We start from the raw sequence: 24,402 nt of genomic DNA on the forward strand, positions 1-24,402 counted from the left end.
CGCGCATCCAAATTCACGCGCCAAAAGCTGGAATGTAACTTTAGCGTGTTCAAGCGAAAATAAAAGACCGCGGTAGGCGAACGGCACCACGTCGTTCGGCGAAGGGATTGTCAAGTAAAAACTGGATAAAGCGGCCGAGTTATTGTTATCAGATCGAGCCATCGAACACGTTTTGAAACTTTGCTGCGGCGCGTGGGATGTCGGCGCGAAACTTTATCATAGGGTGACAAACAACGATGAGGAGCACATGCCTATGACAGACGAGCTGGACCCCCAGACTCAACAGCATATTGATGATTCAGCAGGCGCCGTCGACGACTGCGATACTCCTACCTGCGTCGACGCCTCCACCGATGCGCACGCCGGTGCAGATGCGCACGCCGGTGCGGATAAGGCAACAGACACAGACGATACTGTTGAGCATGACGAAAGCGAGCGGCCGAAGCTGAGCCATGCCGAACCTGACACGGAACCCGCACCACAGGCGGCGGGCCCCATCGAGGTGTCTTCGGAAGAAGAGCTCGATGCCGTCATGGACTCCATGATGGATGCTGTCAAAGCGATGAAAGACGCCGTCGCCGATGCCGACGTGGACGCCGAGGAAGAGGAGGCCGCCGAGGCGGCCTCGACCTTCGTGCCCGGCGAGACTCCGGTCGCCGACCAGGGCAGCACCATGCCCTCGTTTCTGCAGCTCGAGCACCCCACGATTGGCGCCGACGCGGTCGATCCGCACGCAGCAGGCTTTTCTGTGGTCGAGGGCGGTACCGGCAATATCGCCGCGCCGCAGGCTGCCGATGCGGATGCTGCCGACACCGCTCGCCCGACCGCCCCGCATTCCCCCGCCGCGAGCCGCGATCTGGGGACCGCTGTCTCGAACACTGCGAACGCCGTGGGCACCTTTATCGCCCAGGGCGCCTCGGCCATGCGTGAGATGAACGCCGCGAAAAAGGCACTTTCCGACGCCCGCGCCCACTTGGCCGAACTTGAGCAGCGCATTGCCGATCAGGCCGAGGAACTCGAGACGCGCCAGGATATCGCAGGCCGCTACGACCAGATCGTCGCCGACCAGCGCCAGGCGATTGCCACGGCCCAAAAGACTGCAGCGGCCGCTGAGATTGACCGTGATGCCCACGCCGCCAAGGCGACAGAGCTCAAGGGCCAGCTCGAACAAATGAAGACAGAGGATGACGCGACTGAACTCCGCTTGAAGGCCGCGCTCGACGCCGTGGAGGCCCGCGAGGCGAGCTCGCGCGAGACCGGCAACCGCCTCGTTCGACGTCTTGAGGATTCCAAGCGCATCCGCGACAAGGTGAAGACCGAGCGAGACGCCGGCATTGCGGCCGCACAACAAACCGTCGACGCCACGCGCGCCCAGCTCGAGACGCTGCGTCATGAGTATGCCGAGCTGCAACGCAATCCCTCGGCAAATCCCGCCAACTATACGGTACGCACCAGCGAGCTCTCGATGCAGATCTCCGACACGGCAGATGCCCTGCGTAAAGCCGAAGAAGATGTCCCGCGTATCACCGCCGACCTTGAGCACTCGCTTGCCGCAGCCGAGCAGGCCGTCGAGCAGGCTCAAGCCCCTATCGCCGACGCAAAGCGCGCGCACCAAGCCGTGACGACCGAAGCCGATGCCGCGCGCGACGAGCTGCAGACGGCGAAAACGGCCGCCGCGACTCGTCAGCGCGAGCTGCGCGAGAAGATCACTGCCGAGGACAAGGCACGCCGTGACCAGGAGCAGACCATCGCCAATGCCCAAGCAGATGCCGCACATGCGCAGTCGATCATCGAACAGGCGACCGAGGTGCACGACCACCCAGAGATCACTGAGTCGCTTGCAGGATCCTTGGCCCGAGACAAAGCCGAGCACGCCGAGACCGAGCGAGAAGTCGCCCAGCTCGAGGCCGCCGAGGACGCGGTGCGCGAACGTACCCGCGACTCCCGCATCAAATTCACCGGCGCCATCGTCTGCATCGTCGCCGCAATCCTGGTGATCATCCTAGTCTGGCTGTTCGCAAGCAAGTAGGCAGGGCACCAAGTAGTCTTTGGGGACGTTCTTAAACGACCAGTCAAACAAGAACGTCCCCAACGACTAATCAATGATGAGAGTGGATAATCTCCCACTTTGAGCCCGCAGAAGGGCCAAAAACGGGAGATTATCCACTCTCATTCCGCAGGTACTCATTTAAGTACGTCCCCAATGAGTGCCACATTGACAGCCAAGGCAAGGCCGATGCTTTGGCAGCGTCAGGTGGTTACGCGGTTCGTAGAACCGCGTAACTAACAAATGAGCATCGCGTCGCCAAAGCTGAAGAAGCGGTAACGCTCCTCGATGGCGGCGGCGTAGGCATCCATGATCTGGTCGCGGGAGGCAAGCGCGCTCACGAGCATCATGAGCGTAGAGCGCGGCACGTGAAAGTTCGTGATCAGCGCGTCGACCACGTGATAGGTCGAGCCGGGCATGAGGTAGAGCTGTGTCGTCGCATTCTCGCGCACCACGATGTCACCGCGGCCGAGCGTGTCGGCGCCGTCCTCGCGGCCTTCAAAATAGCGCGCCGTCACAGCCGGATCGAACACCGGGGCATCCGCATCAAAGGCGCTTTCGAGCGAACGCACTGCGGTGGTGCCGACGGCAATCACACGATGACCCTCGGCCTTGGCCTTGTGCACGGCGTCGACAACCTCCTGCGACACGTGGTAGCGCTCGGTGTGCATGACGTGCTGCGTGGGGTCGTCCTCCTCCACCAGACGGAAGGTATCGATGCCCACCTCGAGCTCGACAGCGGCGAACTTCGCACCCTTGGCCTCGATAGCAGCCATGAGCTCGGGGGTAAAGTGCAGGCCCGCCGTGGGGGCGGCAGCCGAGTGCTCCTCCTTCATGGCATAGACGGTCTGGTACTTCTCGGGATCGCCCTCGTAATCGGTAATGTAGGGCGGCAGCGGCACGTGGCCGGCAGCATGGATGGCCTCGTCGAGCGTGCGCGGGTCGCCGGCGGCATTGCAACCGGCCGGCTCAAATCGCACCAGGCGTCCGCCGCGGCTATCGGTAACAAAGTCGACGACCTCGGCCGTCAGCACCACGGGAGCCCCCTCGGGCGCATGGGCGCCACCGGCACGATACTCAATCTGAGCGCCGGGCTTCAGACGCTTGCCAGGCTTAACCAGGCACTCCCACACGTGGCCCAGTGGATCCACGTCCTCGCGGCGCTTAAGCAGCAGCGTCTCCACCACGCCGCCCGAGCCCGCCTTGCGACCGATCAGACGGGCCGGCATCACGCGCGTCTGATTGATGACGAGTACGTCGCCCGGCTCGATATAGTCGATGATGTCACGGAAGATACGGTGCTCAACGGTACCGCCGTGCTCCAGCGGCGTTCCCGCCTCAGATCCCTTGCGATTCACCACCAGCAGGCGGCAGGAGTCACGCGGCTCGGCAGGAGCCTGGGCGATGAGCTCTTCGGGCAGGTTATAGTCAAAATCATCAGTACGCATAGACACGTCGGATTCTCCTTATATAGCTAAAGTCCGCTCTACATCCTAGCAGGCTGCCAGCTCAAAAGAACTACTATTTGGAAGCTTTGCGCTCGTCACGGATGCGGGCGCGGTCCATGGCCGCCTCGACGGCCGAAAAGCGGCAGCCACAGTAGTTCTGCCGATACATGCCCAGCTCGCGCGAACGACGCGTGGCCTCGGGATAATACGGGCGAAAATCGCGAATCACCGGCGTGAGCCCGCGGGCGGCAGCCAGGCGCTCGAGCACATCATTGCACGTTTCGAACAGCTGATAGGGCGAGACAGCGAGCGTCGTGCCTACATATTCAAACCCGCGCTCCTGAGCCACACGGCATGCCTCGGCCAGGCGTAGGGCATAGCACGTGCGACAGCGACGGGGCCGATCGGCGCCCAGCGGGGCCACGCCGGCCTCCCAGCGCTCACGGTCCTCTCCGGCCTCGATAAGCTCGATGTCGCCGTCGGCACACCACCGGCGCAGCTCGTCCAGACGCCGCCGCCATTCATCGTGCGGCTGAATATTGGGGTTAGTCCAGCAGATCGTGGGCTCAAACCCCTCCTCGCGCAGCAGGCGAACCGGCTCAAGCGAGCACGGCGCGCAGCAAGCATGCAGCAACAACGGCTTCATGGACATCTCCTCCCAATCTTTGCCCAGGGTAGTCTTTTTGGGACGGGGCAATTTTGACTACTTTTGATGTAAAGCAGTTCCAAGATATCTGCATCAACAGGAAAGTAGTCAAAATAGCCCCGTCCCAAAAAGACTACTTTGCGAAAAAGCGTACGCCAAAGGACGTGTCCTCGCAGGCGGCAATGCGGCGGTCGCGCAAAATGGTCCACACGTAATACCAGTCGCCCACACAGCCCGACAAATGCAGGCCAGCCGCCAGGTAGCACAGCAGCGGATAGCCCGAAAATGCTAACCCCAAGGCAAACGCCGCCGTCAGGATCACCGTGGGCGCCAGGCAAATGGCAATGTAGCGCCGGCGCGAATACACAACGCCCTCGGCACAGGCGTAGATCATCGCCGTCTCGCGATTCGCCCCAAAGGTCACATGCGCGCCCGCAGGCGCCAACAGCTTAAAAAACGCGGCGTGTAACAGCTCGTGCACGGCAAATGCCGCCGCCGAAACCGCAGCTAAGCCGACTATCCAGCCCACGACTCCCGTCCAGCCGCCCGCTTCAGCCGCATCCAAGTCCGCAGGCCCGCCCAGCAGCATAAACACCGGCACCAAGCACACGGCAAATACGCCAAGCACGGCCATCCCCCACACGAAGCAGGCGTGCAGAAAATCCTCGTCCTCAAACGCATGTATGTTGGAAATCTCATTCATAGCATCTTAGGATAGCGCCCCTGCCACGCACCTACCCGCATGTGCGATAATGTCGAACGATATGCACGAATTGACCACCGCGCCGCCAGGCCTTGCGCCGGCCGCGCTTTCACCTATGCGAAGGAGTCCCATGGCATCTAAATACTCCATGAACGACCGTCCCAGCTGGCCGCGCCGCGCCATCGTTACCGCTGGCGAGCCCTACGGCAACAAGGGCCTGCACTTTGGCCACGTCGGCGGCGTCTTTGTCCCGGCCGACTTCTTCGCCCGCTTCCTGCGCGACCGCCTGGGCAGCGAGAACGTCATCTTCACCTCGGGCACCGACTGCTACGGCTCGCCCATCATGGAGAGCTACCGCAAGCTCAAGGAGAACGAAGGCTACGACAAGTCCATCGCCGAGTACGTCGAGTCCAATCACTCCCGCCAGGCCGCGACCCTCAACAACTACAACATCAGCTGCGATATCTACGGCGGCTCGGGTCTTGAGCCTGCCGCGCAGATTCACAACGAGGTTACCGCCGAGATTATCGAGCGCCTGCACGAGCAGGGCACCATCTCCAAGCGCTCCACGCTGCAGTTCTACGACGCCAAGGCCGGCACGTTCCTCAACGGCCGCCAGGTGATCGGCCGCTGCCCCATTCAGGGCTGCAAGTCCGAGAAGGCCTATGCCGACGAGTGCGACCTGGGCCACCAGTTTGAGCCCGAGGAACTCATCGCGCCCAAGAGCCAGCTCACCGGCGAGGTGCCCGAGCTGCGCCCGGTCGACAACCTCTACTTTGACCTGCCGGCCTACCTCGACTTTATGAAGACCTATACCGCCAAGCTCGCCCAGAACCCGCAGGTTCGCTCCGTGGTCTCCAAAACCATGGAAGAGTGGCTGCTGCCGGCTCAGCTCTACATTCAGAATAAGTTCCGCGAGGCCTTCGATGCCGTCGAGGATCAGCTTCCCGAGCACACCGTGCTGGAGCCCGAGGGCAACAAGAGCAGCTTTACCGTCACCTTCCCCAGCTGGAAGGAGCGCGACGATGCCCACGCAGTGCTCGCCAACGGTGGCGTGCGCTTCCGCAGCGGCAAGGCGCTCGTGCCCTTCCGCATCACCGGCAACATCGACTGGGGCGTTCCGGTGCCCGAGGTCGATGGCGTCTCCGACGTCACCTGCTGGTGCTGGCCCGAGAGCCTGTGGGCGCCCATCAGCTATACGCGTACCGTGCTCGCGCGCGATGCCAAAGCCGCCGGCGTGACCGAGGGCGTTGCCGCCCAGGATGCCGCCCTCATGGGCGAGCCAGCCGCCGATTCCACGCAGGTCCCCGTGCCCACCTACCAGCACAGCTCGCTCGACTGGCGCGACTGGTGGTGCTCTGACGACGCTCAGATCTACCAGTTCATCGGTCAGGACAACATCTACTTCTACTGCATCGCGCAGACCGCCATGTGGGAGGCCCTGGGTTGGGACCTCACGCAGAGCACCGTCAGTGCCTGCTACCACCTGCTCTACATGGGCAAAAAGGCCAGCTCGTCCTCGCAGACGCCTCCCCCGCCGGCAGACGATCTGCTCAACCACTACACCTGCGAGCAGATGCGCGCGCATTGGCTGTCGCTCGGCCTGTCCGAGAAGCCGGTGAGCTTTAGCCCCAAGGCATACGACACGCGCGTGACCGGCAAGGACAAGGACGGCAACGAGGTGCGCGCCTGCGACGATAAGCGCGTTATCGACCCGGCCCTTAAGGAGAGCGCGCTGCTGACCGGCGTGTTCAACCGCCTGGCCCGCAGCTGCTTCTACGGCGTTGCCGTCAAGGAAGGCGACGAGAGCCCCTATCGCAACGGCTGCATTCCTGCCGGCGCGGCCTCTGCCGCCGTGGTCGAGGCTGCCGAGCAGGCCGCCCTTGCCTTTGAGCAGGCCATGTACAAGTTCGAGACACACCGCGCGCTCGCCGTGTGCGACGACTACCTGCGTGCCGCCAACAAGCGCTGGAGCGACGCCTCCAAGGCCGCCAACAAGCTCGAGGGCGCCGAGGCCAACGCCGCCATGACGCAGGCCCTCATCGACGCCTTTACCGAGCTGCGCGTGGCGACCGTCCTCATGCACGGCATTGTGCCGGCCGGCTGCGAGCTCATCTGCGAGTACTTCGACGTCGACCCGGTCGCCTTCTTTAGCTGGGATAACATCTTTGCCTCCACGGACGAGTTTGTGGAGAGCCTGGGCGAGAAGCCCGGCGAGCACCGCGTGAAGCCGCTGCCCCCGCGCTTCGACTTCTTCAGCAAGCACGAGAGCCAGTACTAGACAACCGGCAAGGCGCAGTAGTCAATCTGGGACGGGGCTTTTTTAGCTACCCGTCCCATCCTTGGCTGCAGCGCTTGCCAAAACAGACGGGATAGCTAAAAAAGCCCCGTCCCAAATTGACTACTTGAGTGGAGCAGGAAGGAAAGACGGATGTCTAAGCCGCGTCGTCGTAAGCAGAAAAAGCAGGTTAAGCCTGAGCTCAAGCTTAGGCAGTTTGCTGCCACCGAGCTTTCCGACCAGCTTGCCACCCAACCCTCCGCCGTCGACCTGCCGCGCTTTATGGTCGACACGGTCGCCGGCGCCTATGCGCCCGCCGATGCCGACCTCATGATCGAAGGCTTTGGCGCCGCAGCCGCACGCCCGGTCACGCTGCGCGCCAACACGCTCAAGGCAACAGCCGAGGACATCGCTGCGGCGCTCGACGCAGCCGGCATCGCCCACAACCCCGTCGCCTGGTACCCAGACGCCTTTATCCTGCCCGAGGCTCAGGTATCCGATCTGTGGGACCTCGACATCTACCGCGACGGCAAAATCTATCTGCAGAGCCTGTCGTCCATGATGCCGCCGTTGGTCCTGGGCGCCCAGGCAGGCGAGGACATCCTGGACATGTGCGCAGCCCCTGGCGGCAAGACGACGCAGATCGCCGCCCTCACCCAGGGACAGGCACACCTCACGGCCTGCGAGATGAGCATTCCCCGCGCCGAAAAGCTTGAGGCCAACTTGGGCCGCCAAGGCGCCAAAAACGTGCCTGTCATGCGCATTGACGCGCGCGAGCTTGACGAGTTCTTCCGCTTTGACCGTATCCTGCTCGACGCCCCCTGCACCGGCACGGGCACCGTTATCAGCGACAACGAAAAGAGCCTACGCGGCCTCACCGAGCAGTTGCTCAACAAATGCGCCCGCTCGCAGCGCGCGCTTCTGGACCGCGCCTTGGGGGCCCTCAAACCGGGTGGCACGCTGGTCTATTCAACCTGTTCGATCTTGCCGCAGGAAAACGAGGATGCCCTGCAAGAGGCCCTCGACAAGCATATGGACTGCGAGCTCATCCCCCTCGACGGCACGCCAAGCGAAAGTGAGGCACGCCGCGCCCAGGAAGCTGGTAAGGAGCCACGTATCGAGTCCAACGCCCTCACCGAGGCCATCGCCGCCGGCCATGTCTCGTCCGTCGCCAACGGTATGCCCGGCACGCTCACCATTCCGCCTAGCCGCGACTTTGAGGGCTTCTACATTGCCCTGATCCGAAAACGCAGCTAGCGCGCGGATCCAAAACTCAACAAGCTATCTCCGTGCGCGTTTGCCCTGCTGGTCGCGATGCTGTTTAAGCATCGCGCGCTCCTTGCGTTCGGCCCTTTTACCCTTAATGGCCGTGACCACAAAGTAGATGACCGCGGCGGCAACGATTGCGCCCACACACAGGCCAATCGAGCCCAACATTGCCGAGAATTCCATACCGCGTCACCTTTCTTTTGCATACGGGACTTTCAAGATAGCACCTCGATTCCCGCCACCACAGCTCCTTCACGTTCGCCGGCCCTTCGGTCTAACGGATGACGCGGCGGGGAAAAATCAACTCGTCAAACGATTTAGCAAGCACAGCGCTGCCGGCACCCTGCCGGCCGTCATCACATAGAATCGAGCCTCCATGGATACCCTCAACGATCTAAACGAGCGCGTCGACGCCTTCGTCGGCACCAGCTCCTTCGACACGCCCACCGCGACAAACGACCAAGCCCCCATCGATGTTCCCGCCGAGGTTCACGAGGACATCGTCGCCTCGGTCGATTTTTCCGAGGTCGAGCTTGCGGACGAATTTACCGAGCCCCAGGTAGCCGTAACTCCCAATGGCCTTTTGCCCATGGAGCCGCTGCCCATCGACGGGCGTCTGCGCAAGGCGGCCCTCCGCATGCCCGATGAGATCGAGGAGGCCAGCGGCTTTACGCTCTTTGGCCGCCGCATCAAGTCACTCATTTACACCACCGATGTCGCGGTTATCCGCAACTCCAATGCCGATGCTGTCTTTGCGGTCTACCCTTTCACGCCGCAGCCCGCCATTACGCAGGCGCTGCTGACCGTCGCCGAGTGCCCGGTCTTTGTAGGCGTGGGCGGTGGCACCACCACCGGCAAGCGCTCCGTGCAGATGGCAGCCGTCTCCGAGATGCAGGGCGCGGCGGGCTGCGTGGTCAACTCCCCCGCCACCGCCGAGATGGTCGAGCACATCACTAACATCGCCGACATCCCCGTCATCGCCACGGTCGTTCGTTGCGACGACGATGCTCACGCCAAAGTGCGCGCCGGCGCCAAGATCCTCAACATCGCAGCCGGTAAGAACACGCCGCAGGTCCTGCGCGAGCTGCGCGAGCACTATCCCAACCTGCCGCTCATCGCGCCGGGCGGCAAGACGCCCGAAAGCATTCGCGAGACCATCGCCGCCGGCGCCAACGCCATCATCTGGACGCCGCCTTCGGCACAACAGCTACAGACCGACATGATGCAGCGTTATCGCAAGATGAAGGAAGACGCCACGCCCGTTATTTCGCGCGAAAATGTACCCATTATTGATCAGGTCGCCGCCGCCGAGGTCAGTCAGGTCGAGAATATGAATCCCGACGTGCCAATTCCCGACGAGGTCATCGAGCGCGTCGCCTCGATCCACGAGCGCGTTGAGGAACGTCGCGCCAACCGCGGCCTCAAGCCGTCACTACACGGCTTTTTCTTCCGCGGAAAGAAACGCTAGCAAAACAACTTGGCCCGCCCCACAAACGTGAGGCGGGCCGTTTTCGTTTGAGCAATCATGCGGCGACGTGATGGGGCAAATTAATCCACGCGCTTGTCGCCCATAAAGAAGAGCGCCACCGTACCAGGCCCGGTGTGCGAACCAATCAGAGCACCGATACTGTTGATCTCAATCTTGCCTTTGAGCTGCGGAACCTGTTCCTCAATCAGAGCCGCAACTGCCTCGGCATCCTCTCGGCACGCCGAGTGCGACATGATGCACTTACCCGAATAATCCGCACCGTCCTGCACGTGTGCCAACATGGTCTTAGCCATCTCGGAAATCGCGCGCTTCTTAGTGCGTATCTTTTCACGTGGCGACAGCCTACCTTCGCAATCGACCGTCATAAGTGGGCAAATCTTAAGCGCCGTGCCGATGATCGCGCTCGCAGCCGAAATGCGACCGCCGCGCAGGTAGCTCGACAGATCGGTCGAGAAGAACCAGTGGTGCAGGTTGAGCTTGTGCTCCTCGATCCAGGCAGCCGTCTCATCGAGTGAAGCCCCGCTATCGCGCACGTCGGCGGCATATTCCAGCAACAGGCCAAAGCCCGAAGACGCCGCCAGCGAATCGATGACGCGCACCTTGCCGCCCTGAGGATAGCGATCCGCGAGCATCTGTGCCGCAACGCAGGCCGATCCATACGTGCCCGAAATACCCGACGACAACGTCAGGTGCAGCACGTCTTTACCCTCGGCAACAATCGGCTCCCAAAACTCCTCATACTCACCCACGCTCACCTGAGACGTCTTGGGCATGGCACCCGCGGCAATCTGGGCAAAAAACTCGTCCGGCGTAATTGACTGATACAGATCGTCCGTATAGACAACATCGTCGATCTCGTAATGAAAACACACGACAGGGATATTGCGCGACGCAAAGAACTCCCGAGTTCGGTCGGCGGCAGATTCACAGGTCAGGACAAAATCACTCATATGAGGCTCCTTACTCATTGCTGCGCAAATTATCGCACAGTGAGCCTACATACGGTACATATGTTCACTATTTACCAAATAGAGCCAGAGGTAGTGAACATCTTTACCGTCATCATCTCTATCGACCCCAGCGGCATGCGTCTGTAAAAACGACCCTACGTCTCCACCCAACCGCCATATCTACCTCAACTAAATCGATTTATCAAACCGTTCGGCCAACAATTCGGCCGTCTATCCCCAATCGAAACAAAAGCGGCGCATACTGATAAACATTTGACGCTGTTTATCAGTTTTACCAACCACATCGGAAGGTGTTTCATGGTCGCATTCGATCGCAATCCGCAAGACTTTAAGTATCTGCGCCTGCTGTCGAGACAGTTCCCCACCGAGCAATCCGCGTTCACCGAGATCATCAACCTCTCGGCCATCCTCAACCTACCCAAGGGCACCGAACATTTTATGAGCGACGTGCACGGCGAGTACGAAGCCTTTATGCACATCCTCAACAACTGCTCGGGCGTCGTGCGCGAGCATGTCGACGAGATCTTTGGCGAAACGCTCTCCTTTGACGAAAAGGGTGAGCTGTGCACGCTCATCTACTACCCGCGCGAGAAGATCAAGCTGGTCCGCAGCCAGCACGAGGATTCCCCCACCTGGTACAAGACAATGCTCGACCAGCTCATTATGGTCGCTCGCTCGCTTTCGAGCCGCTATACGCGCTCCAAGGTGCGTAAGGCCATCCCACGCGATTACGCCTATATCATCGACGAGTTGTTGCACACGCACCCGGACGAGAACAACTATCGCGTGCGCTATCACGAGCGCATCGTGGAGTCCATCCTGGAGACCGCCAGCGCCGACGACTTTATCGAGTCGCTTGCCTCGCTCATCAAGCGCCTGGCTGTCGACCACCTGCACCTGGTGGGCGATATCTTCGACCGTGGCGGCGGCGCTGCCAAGATTATGGACCGCCTGCTCACCTACCATTCACTCGACATCCAGTGGGGCAACCACGACCTGCTGTGGATGGGCGCCGCAGCCGGCGAGCCCGCCTGCATCGCCACGGTGCTGCGCAACAACCTGCGCTACGACAACTACGAAATCCTCGAGAACGACTACGGCATCTCGCTGCGTGAGCTCGTCGCCTTCGCCGACGCCACCTATACCGCCGACGAGTCCATCAGCCCGCTCATCAAAGCCATCAATGTGCTGCTCTTTAAGCTCGAGGGTCAGATTATCCAGCGCCACCCCGAGTTCGATATGGTCGACCGCCTGCTGCTCGACAAGATCGATCACGACACCGGCACGGTCACGCTCGCCGACGGCAGCGTATGGCAGCTCACGACCAATGACTTCCCCACCGTCGACCCGGCGGACCCCTATTCGCTCACGCCCCAAGAGCAGCACATCATCGACAAGCTCGTGTCCGAGTTTGTCACCGCCGATCACCTGCATCGCCATATCGATTTCCTCTATTCCCACGGCTCGATGTACAAGGTCGCCAACGGGAATCTGCTGTTCCACGGCTGCGTACCGCTCAACGAAGACGGCACCTTTGGCAGCATGAACTGTCTGGGCACCTGGCACGCCGGCCGCGATTATTTTGATTTTTGCGACCATATCGCCCGCCGCGCCTGGCGCGTGGGCGACCGCGATGCTCTCGACTGGATGTGGTACCTGTGGATTGGCTTTAATTCGCCCGCCAGCGGACGCCTGGTGCGTACCTTTGAGCGCGCCTATATCGCCGATAAGAGCACCTGGGTCGAGCCGATGGACCCGTACTTTACGCTTACCAAGTCGCCCTCGGTCTGCGACGACATCATGCGCGAGTTTGGTGTCGCGCCCATGGCATGTTCGCCGACCGGTCACATCATCAACGGCCACACGCCCGTTAAAACCACCAAGGGCGAGCAGCCCATCCGCGCCAACGGCAAGCTGCTGGTCATCGACGGCGGTTTCTGTCGCGCCTACCATCCCAAAACGGGCATCGCCGGCTACACGCTCATCTCGAGCTCGCGAGGATGCCGCCTCAAGTCGCACCAGGCCTTTACCACCGTTGCCGAGGCGCTCACCCGCAACATCGATATCGAAAGCGAGACCAACCGCTTTGACGAGGCCGACCGTCGCCGCATGGTGAGCGACACCGATACCGGCGCCAAGATCCGCAGCCAGATCCAGGACCTACGCCAACTGCTCGATGCATATAGAAACGGTGCTATCGAGAAGCGCGCCTAGCCCCGCTTGCGGGGATTGGCTAAACTTGCTGAGTTTGTCATCCCCGCGGCGCAGCGGCGCCACCCTAAGGCAGGTACCATGCAAAAGCTCCTTGCGCAGATCATGAAGTTTGGCGTCGTCGGCGTCATTGCCACCGTCATCGACTTTGGCATCATGAATCTGCTCCACTACGGTCTGGGCCTTAACATCCTGATCGCCAACACCAGCGGCTTTATCGTCTCGCTCATCTTTAACTACGTTGCGAGCATGAAGTACGTGTTTGCACACAAGGAGGGCATGAGCCGCCGCCGCGAGTTCATCATCTTTGTCGTGCTGTCCGTTATTGGCCTGGCGCTCAACGACGGCATGGTGCTGGCCCTCAACGCCGGTCTGGGCCTCGAGGCCAATATCGCCAAGATTTGCGCTACCGCACTGGTCATGGTCTACAACTTTGTAACGCGCAAGATCTTCCTGGAGGGCGAGGAGACAAAATAGCTCCACACCCCTGCAGCATTACGGCGCCCACGGACAACGCGCACTCAGCGCAGTATCGTCCGTGGGCGCCGCTCGTTTACGGGCAATTTTTCAACGTTTGCGGATTAGCTCTTGAAAATTTGGCGAGTTCGTATAGTTCTTGGCAAAGACCTTACGTTTCCCTTGCAAAAGCTCTAAAGTATCCCTGCTCGATTCATCAACGCATTGGATGTGATTACGTGCGCAAGGCGCTGGCACAACCTCATACCAAGCAGTTCCTCAAGTTCGCTGTCGTGGGTCTTATCTCCTTTGGCATCGACTGGGGTATGCTCATTGCGCTCGTCGAGCTTTTCCACCTCGACTTTTTGATGAGCACCACGGTTTCGTTCATCACGTCCGTCGTGGTCAACTACTGGCTCAGCATGAAGTACGTGTTCGACCATCGCGAGGGCATGAGCCGCAAGCGCGAGTTCACGATCTTCACCATCCTGTCGGTGATCGGTCTGGGCCTCAACGACCTGTACATGTTTGTGGGTGTCACGTTTTTGAGCATCGGCTACCAGGCTATGAAGGCCATCGCAACGTTCCTCGTCACCTGGTACAACTACTTTAGCCGTCGCTTCTTCCTTGAGGGCGCACGGTCGTAGTCGATTCACTATTTGCTTGAATGTATAACCGGTTGGAATTCCTATTCCAACCGGTTTTTTATTTGTCGAGGTCCCCGGCAACCCAGTCCAATTCGCATGAAAAACGGGCGGCCCGGATGTTTGTCCGAACCGCCCGTCTGGCGCGCTATGTCGAGGCCCCTAGCCTGTTACGTAATACCAAACCACGTTGTCACCGTTGGAGAGAACGTAGTTGCTGCAGGCCGTCATAGGCGTTGCACCGTTGACGGAGTACATCCAGCCGCTCGTACCGCCGTACTGTTTCTCGGCCAGACCACCAATCGCGGAGACATACGTGCCGTACGACGAGCCATGTGCGTTGACAGAAAGGCCCAGCGCGCACAGGGCATCGTAGGCCGTAGCGCCCTCGTTAAAGGTGAAGGTGCCACCAGAAGACACAGGATTGCCCACGGCGCTTGATGTGACCGAAACCGTCACCGTAACGTAGTTGGACTCCTGCGAGCCGCTCTGGCCGCCCGAGGAGGCGTTTCCACCATTAGAGGATGAGGCTCCATTAGACGACTGGCCACCGCCCGAAGAAGCACCACCAGACACCTTGGAAGTATCGCCGGCTCCCGTATTCTGGGCAGCGGATTTATCGCCAGACTTCTTGCCGTCCTGGTCCTCGGACTTCTTGCTATCCGAGTTTTTGTCCGATTCCTTGTCCGAAGACTCGGAATCGTCCTTGCCGTCGTTCGAACCCTTGAACTCATCTTTTGCGTCATTCGATGACTTGGAATCCTTGGAACTGGCCTCGCCCGAAGTCGTAGTCGAGCCAGACGCCTTGGTGTCCTTGGTGACGACGCTCTCCCCCGTCACGGTCTGAATGATCCAGTCGATGGACCAGGCACCGCTTGTGGAAGGATGGACGAAACCCAGCGAGACGACGATCAGAATGGTGCATGCAGCAGTCAGAACGCCGAGGAGCGCCTTGCGACGAGAGGTGGACGCCGCCGAAGCGGCGCCCTTTTGCTTTGGATCATCGAGCTGGATAAACGAGGAGTCGGGCTGTTGCCCGCTGGTCTCCTTGGGCTTATCGGGCATTACCGTCACCCTTGCCGCGCTTGGTCAGCACGAAGACGGCGATGAGCGCGAGGCCAATCACGCCGGCGGCGATGCCAACGATGGCGAGCGGATTGGTGCCAGTCTCCTGCTCGGAAGCACTAGAGGACTTCTTAGCAGTGGTCGTGGAAACAGCACCCGTATCGGACTTGGAATCGGACTTCTTGTCGGACTTGTTGTCCTTGGTCTCGGTCTTGGTCGACACCGTCGTCTTGGTCGTCGGCTTATGACCCGGGGCGATAGCGCCGCCCTTCGAGCCGGAGCCAGAACCCGCGCCAGCGCCAGCGCCGGAACCAGTACCGGTACCAGAACCGCTGCCGCCATTGGAACCAGCGCCGCCATTACCGCCAGGGTTGGTGGCATTCTTTGTCCACTTGGCATACAGCGTCAGGTCGGCCGTCACCGGCGTGCTAAAGTCATACGCCTGCATGCAAGCCTCATCGGCATACCAACCGCCGAAAGTGTAGCCGTCGCGCGTCGGATCGGCCGGCTTGACCAGCTTGCCATCGGCCGTAGCAACAAACTTAGTATCGCAAACAGACCCGCCGTTGGAATTAAAGGCAACCGTCCAAGACTCGACAGCTCCAAGCTTAAACAACGTGCCCGAATCATTGATGTAGTACAGGTTGCCAGATGCATCGGCAATGACCGGAGAGTCGCAGTGCTGGTAATGGCCAGCTGCATCATAAATCTGCGTCGCCTCTGCATCGCCGAGCGTATAGCGATACACGCCACCACCAGCAGAGTAGTTGACGTAATCCTTGCTATCCGCGCTGTTAACAGTGAAGTACACATAGGTCTTGCCGCCCCGAACGCTCACCAGCGGAGTAGCAGCAATACCGTTGAGGCCAGCCGGCAGCGCCTTGCCGTCGGCAGCAGCGACCATCGTGGTCTTACCCGTCTTCAGGTTATAGAGAACCAGAGCAGAGCCAGTAGCCGTCTGTCCGCCGACAATCAGATTGTCACCAGACACCGCAGGGGCGCTCAGATTATTCGTAAGGCCCAGATCAACCGTATTCTGTTCACTCAGCACGCCCTTCGCCGAAAGCGAAATCACATGGAGCTTTCCGTCGTGCGTCATCTGATAGAAGGTCGAACCATTGGACGGATCGGCGACACAGTCGGCGTTCGCGAGAGCGCCGAGCTTCATGGTCGAAACGACATCGCCCGTCGTCTTATCAATGCACTTAAGCGTACCCGCGCTCGTAGGAACGATGGCATACTTATCTGTCAAAGCCGCACCAGTCCAGTAATAGCCCTCGGCAGGGTCGATGTTCTGCCAAGAAACTTCGCCCGTGGCAATCTTAATGCGCGCAAAGGAGCCGTTGCCGTAGGTCGCGTTGTAATTCTCGTCATACGAAATATCGACCGAGCCTACATAGACGTATTCGCCGTCCGAAACGACAGTGCAGGAGCTCTGCGTCAAGTCCGTCAAACCAGGCGTCAGCCACTTGCAGATCAGCTTGTCTGCAGTAATCGCCTGGGCCGCACCGCCGTTGAGCGGAACGATGATAAGGCCATTGGTATAGATCGGACGAGAGGTATAGCTCACCTTGGAGGCAAGCGGCGCAGAGGCAACCTTTTTGCCCGTGGACGAATCGATCTTAATGAGCTCATTCTCGGTCGCGATGTACACAAAGCCGTTAGCGATGACAGGTTCGCTGCAGTTGGCATACTGCTGACCAGACTCGGCCTTCCAATCGAAGGCCCACTTAAGACCGGCGGCCTGCGCAGGCGTCTTGGCATCCGTTACGGTCGAACCGTTGCCACTGTTGCCGTAGCCAGCCCACTCGGCATCCCAATCAGGAGTCGTCGCACTCGGGTCCACGACAATCTTGTCGGGATCGGGCATGGGCGCACCATCGGTCGTATAGGCAAACGTAACCTTGTCGCCGCTCGTGAGCGTGACCTGGTTGGCGCAGAGAGATGAGGGCTTTCCGTTGATATACAGGTGCCAATATTTATTGGTCGCACCATCATGGCCGTACGCCCTGCCTTCGAACGGCGAAGTAATGGACCAGTATGCACCACTCTGGGAGGCCTTGTAATCAATGCCCTTCGCCTTCAGAACCGTCTCAATAAGGTCCTGGGCCGTAGAGCCTTCGGGCAGGGAAACATTGCTTGCTGAGCCCCAGCGAGTATTGTTGCCGTTGACATCGGGACCGATAACATCGACAGACCCAAGAACCTGGCCAGGAAGGGCATCGCTGTCGCCAGCATACATAAAGGTGACGGCGTCACCCTCATGGAGCTTGTAGGCACCGGCGCCAACGTCGGCGAACTTGTACTTTGCGTCGGACTTGCCCTTTACGTAGAAGCGCCAATAGCTATTGGTCGCAGCATCATAGCCACAATAGGACTTACCATCGAAGGGCGAATAAATGCCGTTGAGGAACCAGCCCCAAGACGATTCGCCAGCATCGAGAGTAAGGCCGACCTGCTCAAGTAGATCCTTAGCGGTGGAGCCTGCCTTGAGGCTCGTCTGGCCCGTCGAAGCCCAAACCTGCTGCTTGCCGTCCTTGTCCTTACCGAGGACCTGAACGGAAGCATGGACAGAATCGGAGGGCAACTGGTCGCCCCAGCCACCGTAGAACCACGTAACGGTATCCCCAGCATGAATGGTGACATTGTCTGCCGGGTAGTCGCTCGACTTGCCGTTGATAAACAGCTGCCAATAGGTCGAATAATCTTGGGGCGTACCCAGCTCAACACCGTTGTACTTAAGACTCAGAATGAAGGAGCCCGCAGCAACGGCGTCAATATCATTCGCCTCGAGCGCGGCCTTCGTAAGGTCAAGCGCGCTCGAACCGGACGTCACCACATACTGCGCGTTGTCGACCCAGGTCTGAGTCTTGCCCTGTGCATCGCGACCAATGACGGTCACATTTGCGGCAACCTGGTCCTTAACGACAGGGGACGCGCTACCAGCCGTATAGGCAAACTCAATCTTCTGCCCCTGGGTGAGCTTGACGCCGCTCGCGCCAACCGAGGAAGACGCGCCGTCGACAAACAGCTGCCAGAAAGCATAAGTCGTCGGATCGTAGGCAAGCGCGCGACCATCGCTCGGGGATGTGATGCTTTCGAGGTAGAAACCGTATGCCGTGTTCGGTTCGTACTTCGCCTTGAAGCCCGTCTTCTCCTGCAGCTTAATGAAGGCATCCGCGGCCGTCGAGCCCTCGTCGAGCTTGAGCTGCGTAGGTGCCACCCAGGTCTGAGCCTTGCCGTCGGCATCGGTGCCGATAATCGAGAACGAGACCTCGACTTGCTTCTTGGCGACATCGCCGGTTTCTGTCGGGTTCTCTGCCTGAACGGTAGCCGCGGCGGCAGATCCTGCTTGGCCAGCGGGCGCCGTCGAAGACTGCTCACTCGTGGCAGGGCTCTCCCCCGTCGCCGAGCCTTCGTCGCCAGTTGCTGCCTCTGTTGTGTCGGCACTAGCTGCAGGCGCGCTCCCGGAATCCGAAACCTCGGCCTTGCCCTGGTCGGCAGTACCGCCCGCGGCCCCCGCGCCCTCACTCGGCGTCGCAGCCTGAGCCACAGCCTCGGCAATGCCCTCGGCGCCCTCGGCCCACAGCTGAGCCGGCGTGGTGCCAAAGACCATCGCGAAGGCCAGGAATGCCACCAGGCAGCGCTTGGCTACACCGCGTGCAATCGCGCCACGGCGATGCAACGAGGCGCGCTCGCGCTCGTCCTCAAACATATCCATTTGTCCCCCATTGTCTGTACTTGAAGCGTTGCCTTGAGGCTGCCCCACGTCATCGCGCATGTTGCGCTCGAGCTCCCCCATCGGGGTCCCCTTTCCCTCCAGAGCCCTATGCACACCGGCGGCATACGCCGCAGCCGCATGCAAGATGGGAGGCGATCCGACTTAACCTTAACGGCTCAGGCGCGCCGTCCGATCTGCGACGCGAACATCCCGAGCCAAGAGGAATTACGGTTACTGGTACAGCCGGGGACTTGCACCCCGATTCTCCCAAACGCGCAGGAAAACCGCGCATTCGTGCGTCTCCGCACCACCATCTAGGCCATCTATTATTACTGTCAATATGCTATCACGCAAAAGGGCCTCGCACGCAGGCGAAGCCCAAGGTAAAAGCTATTGTTTGCGATAGGAAAATGCGGTGACAGTCGCAGCCTCTAGTGCTTGCCGCCGTGACTGTTGAGCCAGATATTGCGGCCCAGCATAAGCGCCAGCACCAGCGCGCTCACGTAACCCAAAAAGCCAATGACCGGGATACCAAACACAACCGGCTCGATGCGCGCGTAGTACACCACCGACGAACCGATAAACAGGCCGGCAATCACAATTGCCATCGACATGCGGTCGATAATTCCACCCAGCTGTCGCAGCGCCTTATCGCTGCTCATGATCTGCGTGTTCACCTTAAGCTGGCCGCGCGTGAGCATGCGCGAGGCCAGGCCCAGATACTCGGCCGCCTCGAGCGAGCCCTTCACCGCGCGATAGCTGCTCGCGGCAAGATCGCTCCCCATATCGCGCACGCGCGCATAGGTGCTTTTCTCGTTTTTAATATGCGTCTGGATGATCTGGATCATGTTGACGTTGGGCATGTACTCGGTCAGCAAACCCTCGAGCGTCACCATGCCGCGCGCGAACATCGTCACCACGCTCGGCAGCTCAACGTCATTCTTACGCGCGAGGTTTAACAGCGAGGTCAAAAACTCGCCGATATCCAGATCCTTCAGGTCAAGGCCCGCAAAGTCAGCCACGATAAAGTCAAGATCGGACAAAAACGCTGAATGATCGAGCTCGGCCGAGTCGCCACGCGTCACGGCGAAGCGCATGAGCGAATCCTTGAGCTTGGGCACGTCGCCCTCGGCCACGGCGAAAATCATGTCCTTAACGATGCCACGATCGTGGCTCGACATGCGTCCGACCATGCCCAAGTCGATAAAGTAAACGATGCCGTCCTTGAGGATGATGTTTCCCGCATGCGGGTCGGCATGGAAAAAGCCGTCATCGAGCACCTGCGTCGAGTAGTCCTCGACAATCGCGGCACCGATCTTTTCCAAGTCATAGCCCTCGGCCACCAAGCGTTCAGGATCGGCGATCGAAATGCCGTCGACGTAGTCCATAACCACCACGTGCTCGGTGCACAGGTCCAGATAGGATTTAGGGCACGTCACGCCATGAACGCTCTTGTGGAACTCGTAGAAGTCGTTGAGGTTTTTTGCCTCGGCCAAAAAGTTGGTCTCTTCGCGAAACGAGGTCCACAGCTCCTCGACCACGCCGTGCAGGTCCACAAACTGATCGGTGTTGACGAACTTGGAAACGATACGCACCACCGAGCGGATGATATCGATGTCCTGTGCCATAACCTGCTGCGCACCTGGGCGCTGCACCTTAACGGCCACGTCCTCGCCCGTCACCAGGCGGGCGCGATGCACCTGCGCAAGCGATGCACTACCAAGCGGATTTGGGTCGATCGCATCGAACATCTCCCCCAGGCGCAGGCCGTATTCTTCTTCCAGACAACTGAGTACGACCTCGTACGGCACCGGCTCCACGTCAGAGCGCAGACGACGCAGCTCGTCGCAAAAGCGTTGCGGCAGAATCTCGGACCGGTTGGCCAGAATCTGCCCCATCTTAACGAACATGGGGCCGAGTTCCTCGAGCAGGCGGCGCAAACGAACCGGCGTGAGGTTATCCCACACGCGGTACTTTTTGACCAGGCGAACAATCTGCCCGATGCGCTCGCGGCGACCCGCCGGCGTGAGCTGGTATTCCTCATCCGGCGCCATCGCCTCGGGCTCCTCGGGGACCATATCGACAGCGCGCGGCTTCTTGCGAGCGCCCGAGACGGCGGCATCGACCTCATCGACAACCGCCGCCTCGTCACCCAAGGGATCTAGATTGTTGTAATCGGTGGTGGAATCTGCCATCTGCGCTGCTACTCGGCCTCTTCGGTATCCTTCGCATCGTCGGGCTCAACGGACTCGACGGGCACCGAGGTCACGTTGTCCTCGACCGAATCGACGATGTCGCGCACATGGGCCAGGAAGGCCGTGCGCTCGGGAGCGGTCATAACGCGGACGCGAGCCAGAATGAGTTCGTCGAGCACGCGCTGGGCCGCGGTCTCGCCCTGCATGCCCAGACGCTCGGTCAGGTCGGAGATAGTGCCACCAGCCTGCTCGAACATGTCGGACACGCTGCGGGCGATATCGGGGGCGCCTGCGTCCTTGCGCACCTGCTCACCCTTGGTATTAAGGTCGTCGAGAACCTTCTTGCTGCCCTCGACGGCAACGGCGGCGGCGCCGAAGCCCACGTTGATGGCACCGTTAACAAGCTGATCGAGTTTCATAACCATGGTTGGCTCCAATCACAAACAACTGCATTGGCGTTCTTGTACCCAAGATTGAGCGAAAGCGACAAAGCGTTTTAGTGCTATACGATCGACGGGAAATCCCTACCTCACGTTGTCGTTCATCGCGAAAGAGTTCTTCATGGCGCAGCTCGTGGTGTAGAGCACCTTGCCCAGCAGAGCATCGGTCTCCACCCGCACGCGCTCGGCAAACTCCTCGTTGGCGCGGGCGAGCTCGGCAGGCACTTCGGCCTCGGGCAGAACGGCTGCGGCAGCATCGACGTCATGGATCTGCTTGTGGCCCATGCCACCGACCTTCTCCTGATAGTCCTCCACGGCGCGGCCGCACTCATGGAAGCGAACGTCAGCCAGCGCGCCGATCAGGCGGTTGGCCCAGTAGAAGTTTTCGGACGTCACGCGAGCCTGTGTATCGGCATAGTACTCGGGCATGGTCTCGACGTTGGCGTACAGCGGAACCAGCGCGTTAAACGAGTTGGAACCAAAGGCCATCCACTGCACGGCGCGATAGGCCGGCTGCGCATAGGGGCGCAGCTGCAACACGGCGAGCTGGCTGTTGCGGTTGATGCCGATGGGGCGATAAGCGCCACGCGTGGCAGGCGTGCCCTTGCTGCCGTAGCAGTCGTACTCCGTGCCCTGGTAGTGGCTCGAAAGCACATACTTAATGTCCTCGATGGTCACCTTGCGCTCGGGCACGCGGCTCCAGGGGATATCGTCGCTCTCGGGCGTGTAGTCGGCGTCGGGGCCGTCCCACACATCGCTGGGGTTGAGGCAGCGCTGCATGTACCACGCGCGCGGCGTGTTGTAGACATGATCGCTGTCGCTGTGCGAGCCAAAGGCCTCGCGCGGGTTAAAGACCACAGCCGGACCGTCGCCCTCAACGCCCAGCGTCAGGTCCAGATGCCACTCGGCCATCCAGGAGCGCAGGTCGGCAGAGCACATGTGGTTGACCTGGGCGCCCTCGGCGTCATCCAGGTCAAAGCTGTCGATACCCAGCTGATTGGGCATGGTCACATAGGCGTCATCAGGCACACGCTTGGCAATCCAGTGGTGACCGCCGATGGTCTCGAGCCACCAGATCTCGTCCACGTCGCTAAAGGCGATGCCGTTGTTCTCGTAGGTGCCGTAGCGCTCGAGCAGGTCGCCCAGGATACGAACGCCATCGCGGGCAGACTTAGCGTACGGCAGGACCAGGGTCACCATGTCCTCCTCGCCCAGGCCACCAGACTGCGCCGGCACATAGCCGTCCTCACCCTCGTTGCCCTTGGCGGGCACGTAGTCGACAAGCGGATCGGCGCCACGGACGCGCTCGTTGGTGGTAAGCGTCTCGGTTGCAGACATGCCAACGTTGAGCTCGTTGAAGCCGGCCTCGGCCCAGATGCCGTGGCCCGGGATAACGTCAGGGACGCTTGTGTAACGCATGGGATTGTCGGGCAGCTCAATGGCTAGGTGGCTCAGGACACTCGTGTAGACACGCGGCTGCTCGTCGGGATGCACCACGCACATGCGCTTGGGCTCAAACACCCCGTTGGACGAGTCCTCGTTGCGGGCGACAAGGGTCGACCCGTCGTAGCTCGCGTTCTTACCAACCAAAATCGTTGTGCACGGCATGCGCATCCTCCTTGAGCGAAGAAATCAAACGATAACAGTGTATCGCTTCGCCGCAGAAAGGGCGAAACCACGGCGCTGGCAACCCCTGTGGTCAAAAAATGCCAAATATGAGTACTGTCACCAATTTAGTAGCAGCAAATTTCCTTGTAATAGGTGCCGAAAATCCCCATTTGTCCAAAAGTAGGACAACGTTATTCCCCATAGGTTCAATAAAATGGGCTCCCTAGCGAGAATAAATATCGCTAGGGAGCCCAAAAGACATAAAACATATGTGACTATCTTGGCAACAGTACTCATATTTGACGTTTTTAGACCACGTGGTATATCGCTAACCCCTCAAACAGCCCAAAACGCCTATTTCGATGCGCGCTCCGACGCCTCAATCACGTGTTTAGCGAGAATCGCCGTCGTTACAGCGCCCACGCCACCCGGCACGGGAGTAATTGCGCCAACGATCGGCTCCGCGGCAACAAAATCGACGTCACCCACCAGCTTGCCAGCGTCCTCATCCCAGTTAATGCCAACATCGATGATCGTCTGGCCCTCGCGAACCGCATCCGCGCCAATCGTGCGCGCACGTCCAACCGCGGCAACAACAATGTCGGCAGCACGGCACTCGGCAGCAAGGTCGCGCGTATGCGTATGGCACGTCGTCACGGTGGCATTGCGAGCCGTAAGCAAGGCGGCAACGGGACGGCCAATCACCAGCGACCGACCAACGACCGCGACCTTGGCCCCATCCAGCTCAACGCCGTAATGATCAAGCAAAGCAAGCACGGCTTCGGCTGTGCAGGGGGCAAAACCCTCGCCGCGCCCCGAAAGCGTGGTGAGCAGCGAAGCCGGCGTCATGGAGTCAACGTCCTTGGCAGGATCGAGTGCTGCGGCAACTGCATCCTCGTCAAGGCCGGCGGGCAGCGGGCGGAACATCAGACAGCCATGGACAGCTGGGTCGGCGTTAATGTCCTCGATGGCCGTCAACAGCTCGTCCTGCGAAACATCGGCAGAAAGCAAAACGCGACGAGCCTCAATCCCCACTTTTTCGCAGCGCTTGAGGGCGCCACGCTCGTAGGATAGATCGTCCTCGCGCTCGCCCACACGCACGACAGCAAGCGTCGGAACAATGCCGCGCTCGCGCAAAGCCGCGCAGCGAGCAGCGAGATCCTCAGTCAAAGCGCGGGCAACGGGAGCGCCTTTAAGCAGCACGGCCATGG

The 24,402-nt window shown here is 60.3% G+C and carries 18 protein-coding genes; 7 read left to right on the forward strand and 11 right to left on the reverse strand.

Features of this window, described 5'->3' with window-relative positions:
- The first annotated feature begins 253 nt into the window (after window positions 1–253).
- A complete protein-coding gene (locus DW029_RS06380; RefSeq protein ID WP_118345583.1) occupies window positions 254–2,029 on the forward strand; it encodes a hypothetical protein in 1,776 nt (591 codons plus the stop codon).
- 254 nt (window positions 2,030–2,283) lie between these two features.
- Here DW029_RS06380 and queA read toward each other — a convergent pair whose 3' ends face one another.
- The 3 genes from queA to DW029_RS06395 all read right to left on the reverse strand — a co-directional run bounded on the left by queA (window position 2,284) and on the right by DW029_RS06395 (window position 4,844).
- Window positions 2,284–3,495 carry a tRNA preQ1(34) S-adenosylmethionine ribosyltransferase-isomerase QueA gene (queA, locus tag DW029_RS06385; protein WP_117742995.1) on the reverse strand — a complete coding sequence of 404 codons (1,212 nt, stop codon included), beginning with the start codon at window positions 3,493–3,495 and terminating at the stop codon, window positions 2,284–2,286.
- A gap of 73 nt (window positions 3,496–3,568) precedes the next feature.
- Window positions 3,569–4,141 (reverse strand): epoxyqueuosine reductase QueH, encoded by a 573-nt coding sequence (locus DW029_RS06390; protein WP_117734471.1) that lies wholly within the window; start codon window positions 4,139–4,141, stop codon window positions 3,569–3,571.
- 133 nt (window positions 4,142–4,274) lie between these two features.
- Window positions 4,275–4,844, reverse strand: coding sequence for a DUF3267 domain-containing protein (locus DW029_RS06395; protein ID WP_117734470.1), 570 nt, complete (start codon window positions 4,842–4,844; stop codon window positions 4,275–4,277).
- A gap of 130 nt (window positions 4,845–4,974) precedes the next feature.
- On the opposite strand from DW029_RS06395, the gene DW029_RS06400 reads away from it, so the two are divergent.
- Window positions 4,975–7,125, forward strand: coding sequence for a class I tRNA ligase family protein (locus DW029_RS06400; RefSeq protein ID WP_117742996.1), 2,151 nt, complete (start codon window positions 4,975–4,977; stop codon window positions 7,123–7,125).
- 150 nt (window positions 7,126–7,275) lie between these two features.
- Complete coding sequence (locus tag DW029_RS06405; RefSeq protein ID WP_117798685.1) at window positions 7,276–8,379, forward strand: RsmB/NOP family class I SAM-dependent RNA methyltransferase; 1,104 nt, start codon at window positions 7,276–7,278, stop codon at window positions 8,377–8,379.
- Window positions 8,380–8,403: 24 nt separating this feature from the next.
- Here the strand turns inward: DW029_RS06405 and DW029_RS11260 are convergent, their stop codons facing one another.
- Entirely contained in the window at window positions 8,404–8,574 is a 171-nt protein-coding gene (locus tag DW029_RS11260; protein ID WP_158557554.1) for a hypothetical protein, read from the reverse strand.
- Window positions 8,575–8,767: 193 nt separating this feature from the next.
- Here DW029_RS11260 and DW029_RS06410 point away from each other — a divergent pair, with 193 nt between their 5' ends.
- Complete coding sequence (locus tag DW029_RS06410; protein WP_117734467.1) at window positions 8,768–9,859, forward strand: hypothetical protein; 1,092 nt, start codon at window positions 8,768–8,770, stop codon at window positions 9,857–9,859.
- 80 nt (window positions 9,860–9,939) lie between these two features.
- Here the strand turns inward: DW029_RS06410 and DW029_RS06415 are convergent, their stop codons facing one another.
- A complete protein-coding gene (locus DW029_RS06415; protein WP_117734466.1) occupies window positions 9,940–10,830 on the reverse strand; it encodes a DegV family protein in 891 nt (296 codons plus the stop codon).
- A gap of 318 nt (window positions 10,831–11,148) precedes the next feature.
- Between DW029_RS06415 and DW029_RS06420 the strand changes: the two genes are divergently transcribed.
- The 3 genes from DW029_RS06420 (at window position 11,149) to DW029_RS06430 (ending at window position 14,165) form a co-directional block, all read left to right on the forward strand.
- On the forward strand, window positions 11,149–13,065 hold the full coding sequence (locus tag DW029_RS06420; protein WP_117734465.1) for a fructose-1,6-bisphosphatase: 1,917 nt from the start codon (window positions 11,149–11,151) through the stop codon (window positions 13,063–13,065).
- A 78-nt stretch (window positions 13,066–13,143) separates the two neighbouring features.
- Window positions 13,144–13,539, forward strand: coding sequence for a GtrA family protein (locus tag DW029_RS06425; protein WP_117734464.1), 396 nt, complete (start codon window positions 13,144–13,146; stop codon window positions 13,537–13,539).
- 218 nt (window positions 13,540–13,757) lie between these two features.
- Window positions 13,758–14,165 carry a GtrA family protein gene (locus DW029_RS06430; protein WP_022095123.1) on the forward strand — a complete coding sequence of 136 codons (408 nt, stop codon included), beginning with the start codon at window positions 13,758–13,760 and terminating at the stop codon, window positions 14,163–14,165.
- Between the two features lie 159 nt (window positions 14,166–14,324).
- On the opposite strand, the gene DW029_RS06435 is transcribed toward DW029_RS06430, so the two are convergent.
- The 6 genes from DW029_RS06435 to DW029_RS06460 all read right to left on the reverse strand — a co-directional run bounded on the left by DW029_RS06435 (window position 14,325) and on the right by DW029_RS06460 (window position 24,400).
- Window positions 14,325–15,227: a DUF4430 domain-containing protein gene (locus tag DW029_RS06435; RefSeq protein ID WP_117734463.1), complete on the reverse strand. Its 903-nt coding sequence runs from the start codon at window positions 15,225–15,227 to the stop codon at window positions 14,325–14,327.
- Entirely contained in the window at window positions 15,217–18,948 is a 3,732-nt protein-coding gene (locus tag DW029_RS06440) for a DUF4430 domain-containing protein (protein ID WP_158572629.1), read from the reverse strand. The genes DW029_RS06435 and DW029_RS06440 overlap by 11 nt, the downstream gene beginning before the upstream one ends.
- A gap of 431 nt (window positions 18,949–19,379) precedes the next feature.
- The gene (locus DW029_RS06445; protein ID WP_117763146.1) at window positions 19,380–21,143 is read right to left on the reverse strand and encodes an AarF/ABC1/UbiB kinase family protein; all 1,764 of its coding nucleotides are present in this window, start codon (window positions 21,141–21,143) and stop codon (window positions 19,380–19,382) included.
- An 8-nt stretch (window positions 21,144–21,151) separates the two neighbouring features.
- The gene (locus DW029_RS06450; RefSeq protein WP_055250902.1) at window positions 21,152–21,568 is read right to left on the reverse strand and encodes a hypothetical protein; all 417 of its coding nucleotides are present in this window, start codon (window positions 21,566–21,568) and stop codon (window positions 21,152–21,154) included.
- Between the two features lie 99 nt (window positions 21,569–21,667).
- Complete coding sequence (locus DW029_RS06455) at window positions 21,668–23,191, reverse strand: C69 family dipeptidase (protein ID WP_117763147.1); 1,524 nt, start codon at window positions 23,189–23,191, stop codon at window positions 21,668–21,670.
- Between the two features lie 354 nt (window positions 23,192–23,545).
- A complete protein-coding gene (locus tag DW029_RS06460; protein WP_118345585.1) occupies window positions 23,546–24,400 on the reverse strand; it encodes a bifunctional 5,10-methylenetetrahydrofolate dehydrogenase/5,10-methenyltetrahydrofolate cyclohydrolase in 855 nt (284 codons plus the stop codon).
- Between the last annotated feature and the right edge of the window lie 2 nt (window positions 24,401–24,402).

It is taken from the genome of Collinsella sp. AF38-3AC, from assembly GCF_003474365.1.
Taxonomy (GTDB): Bacteria; Actinomycetota; Coriobacteriia; order Coriobacteriales; family Coriobacteriaceae; genus Collinsella.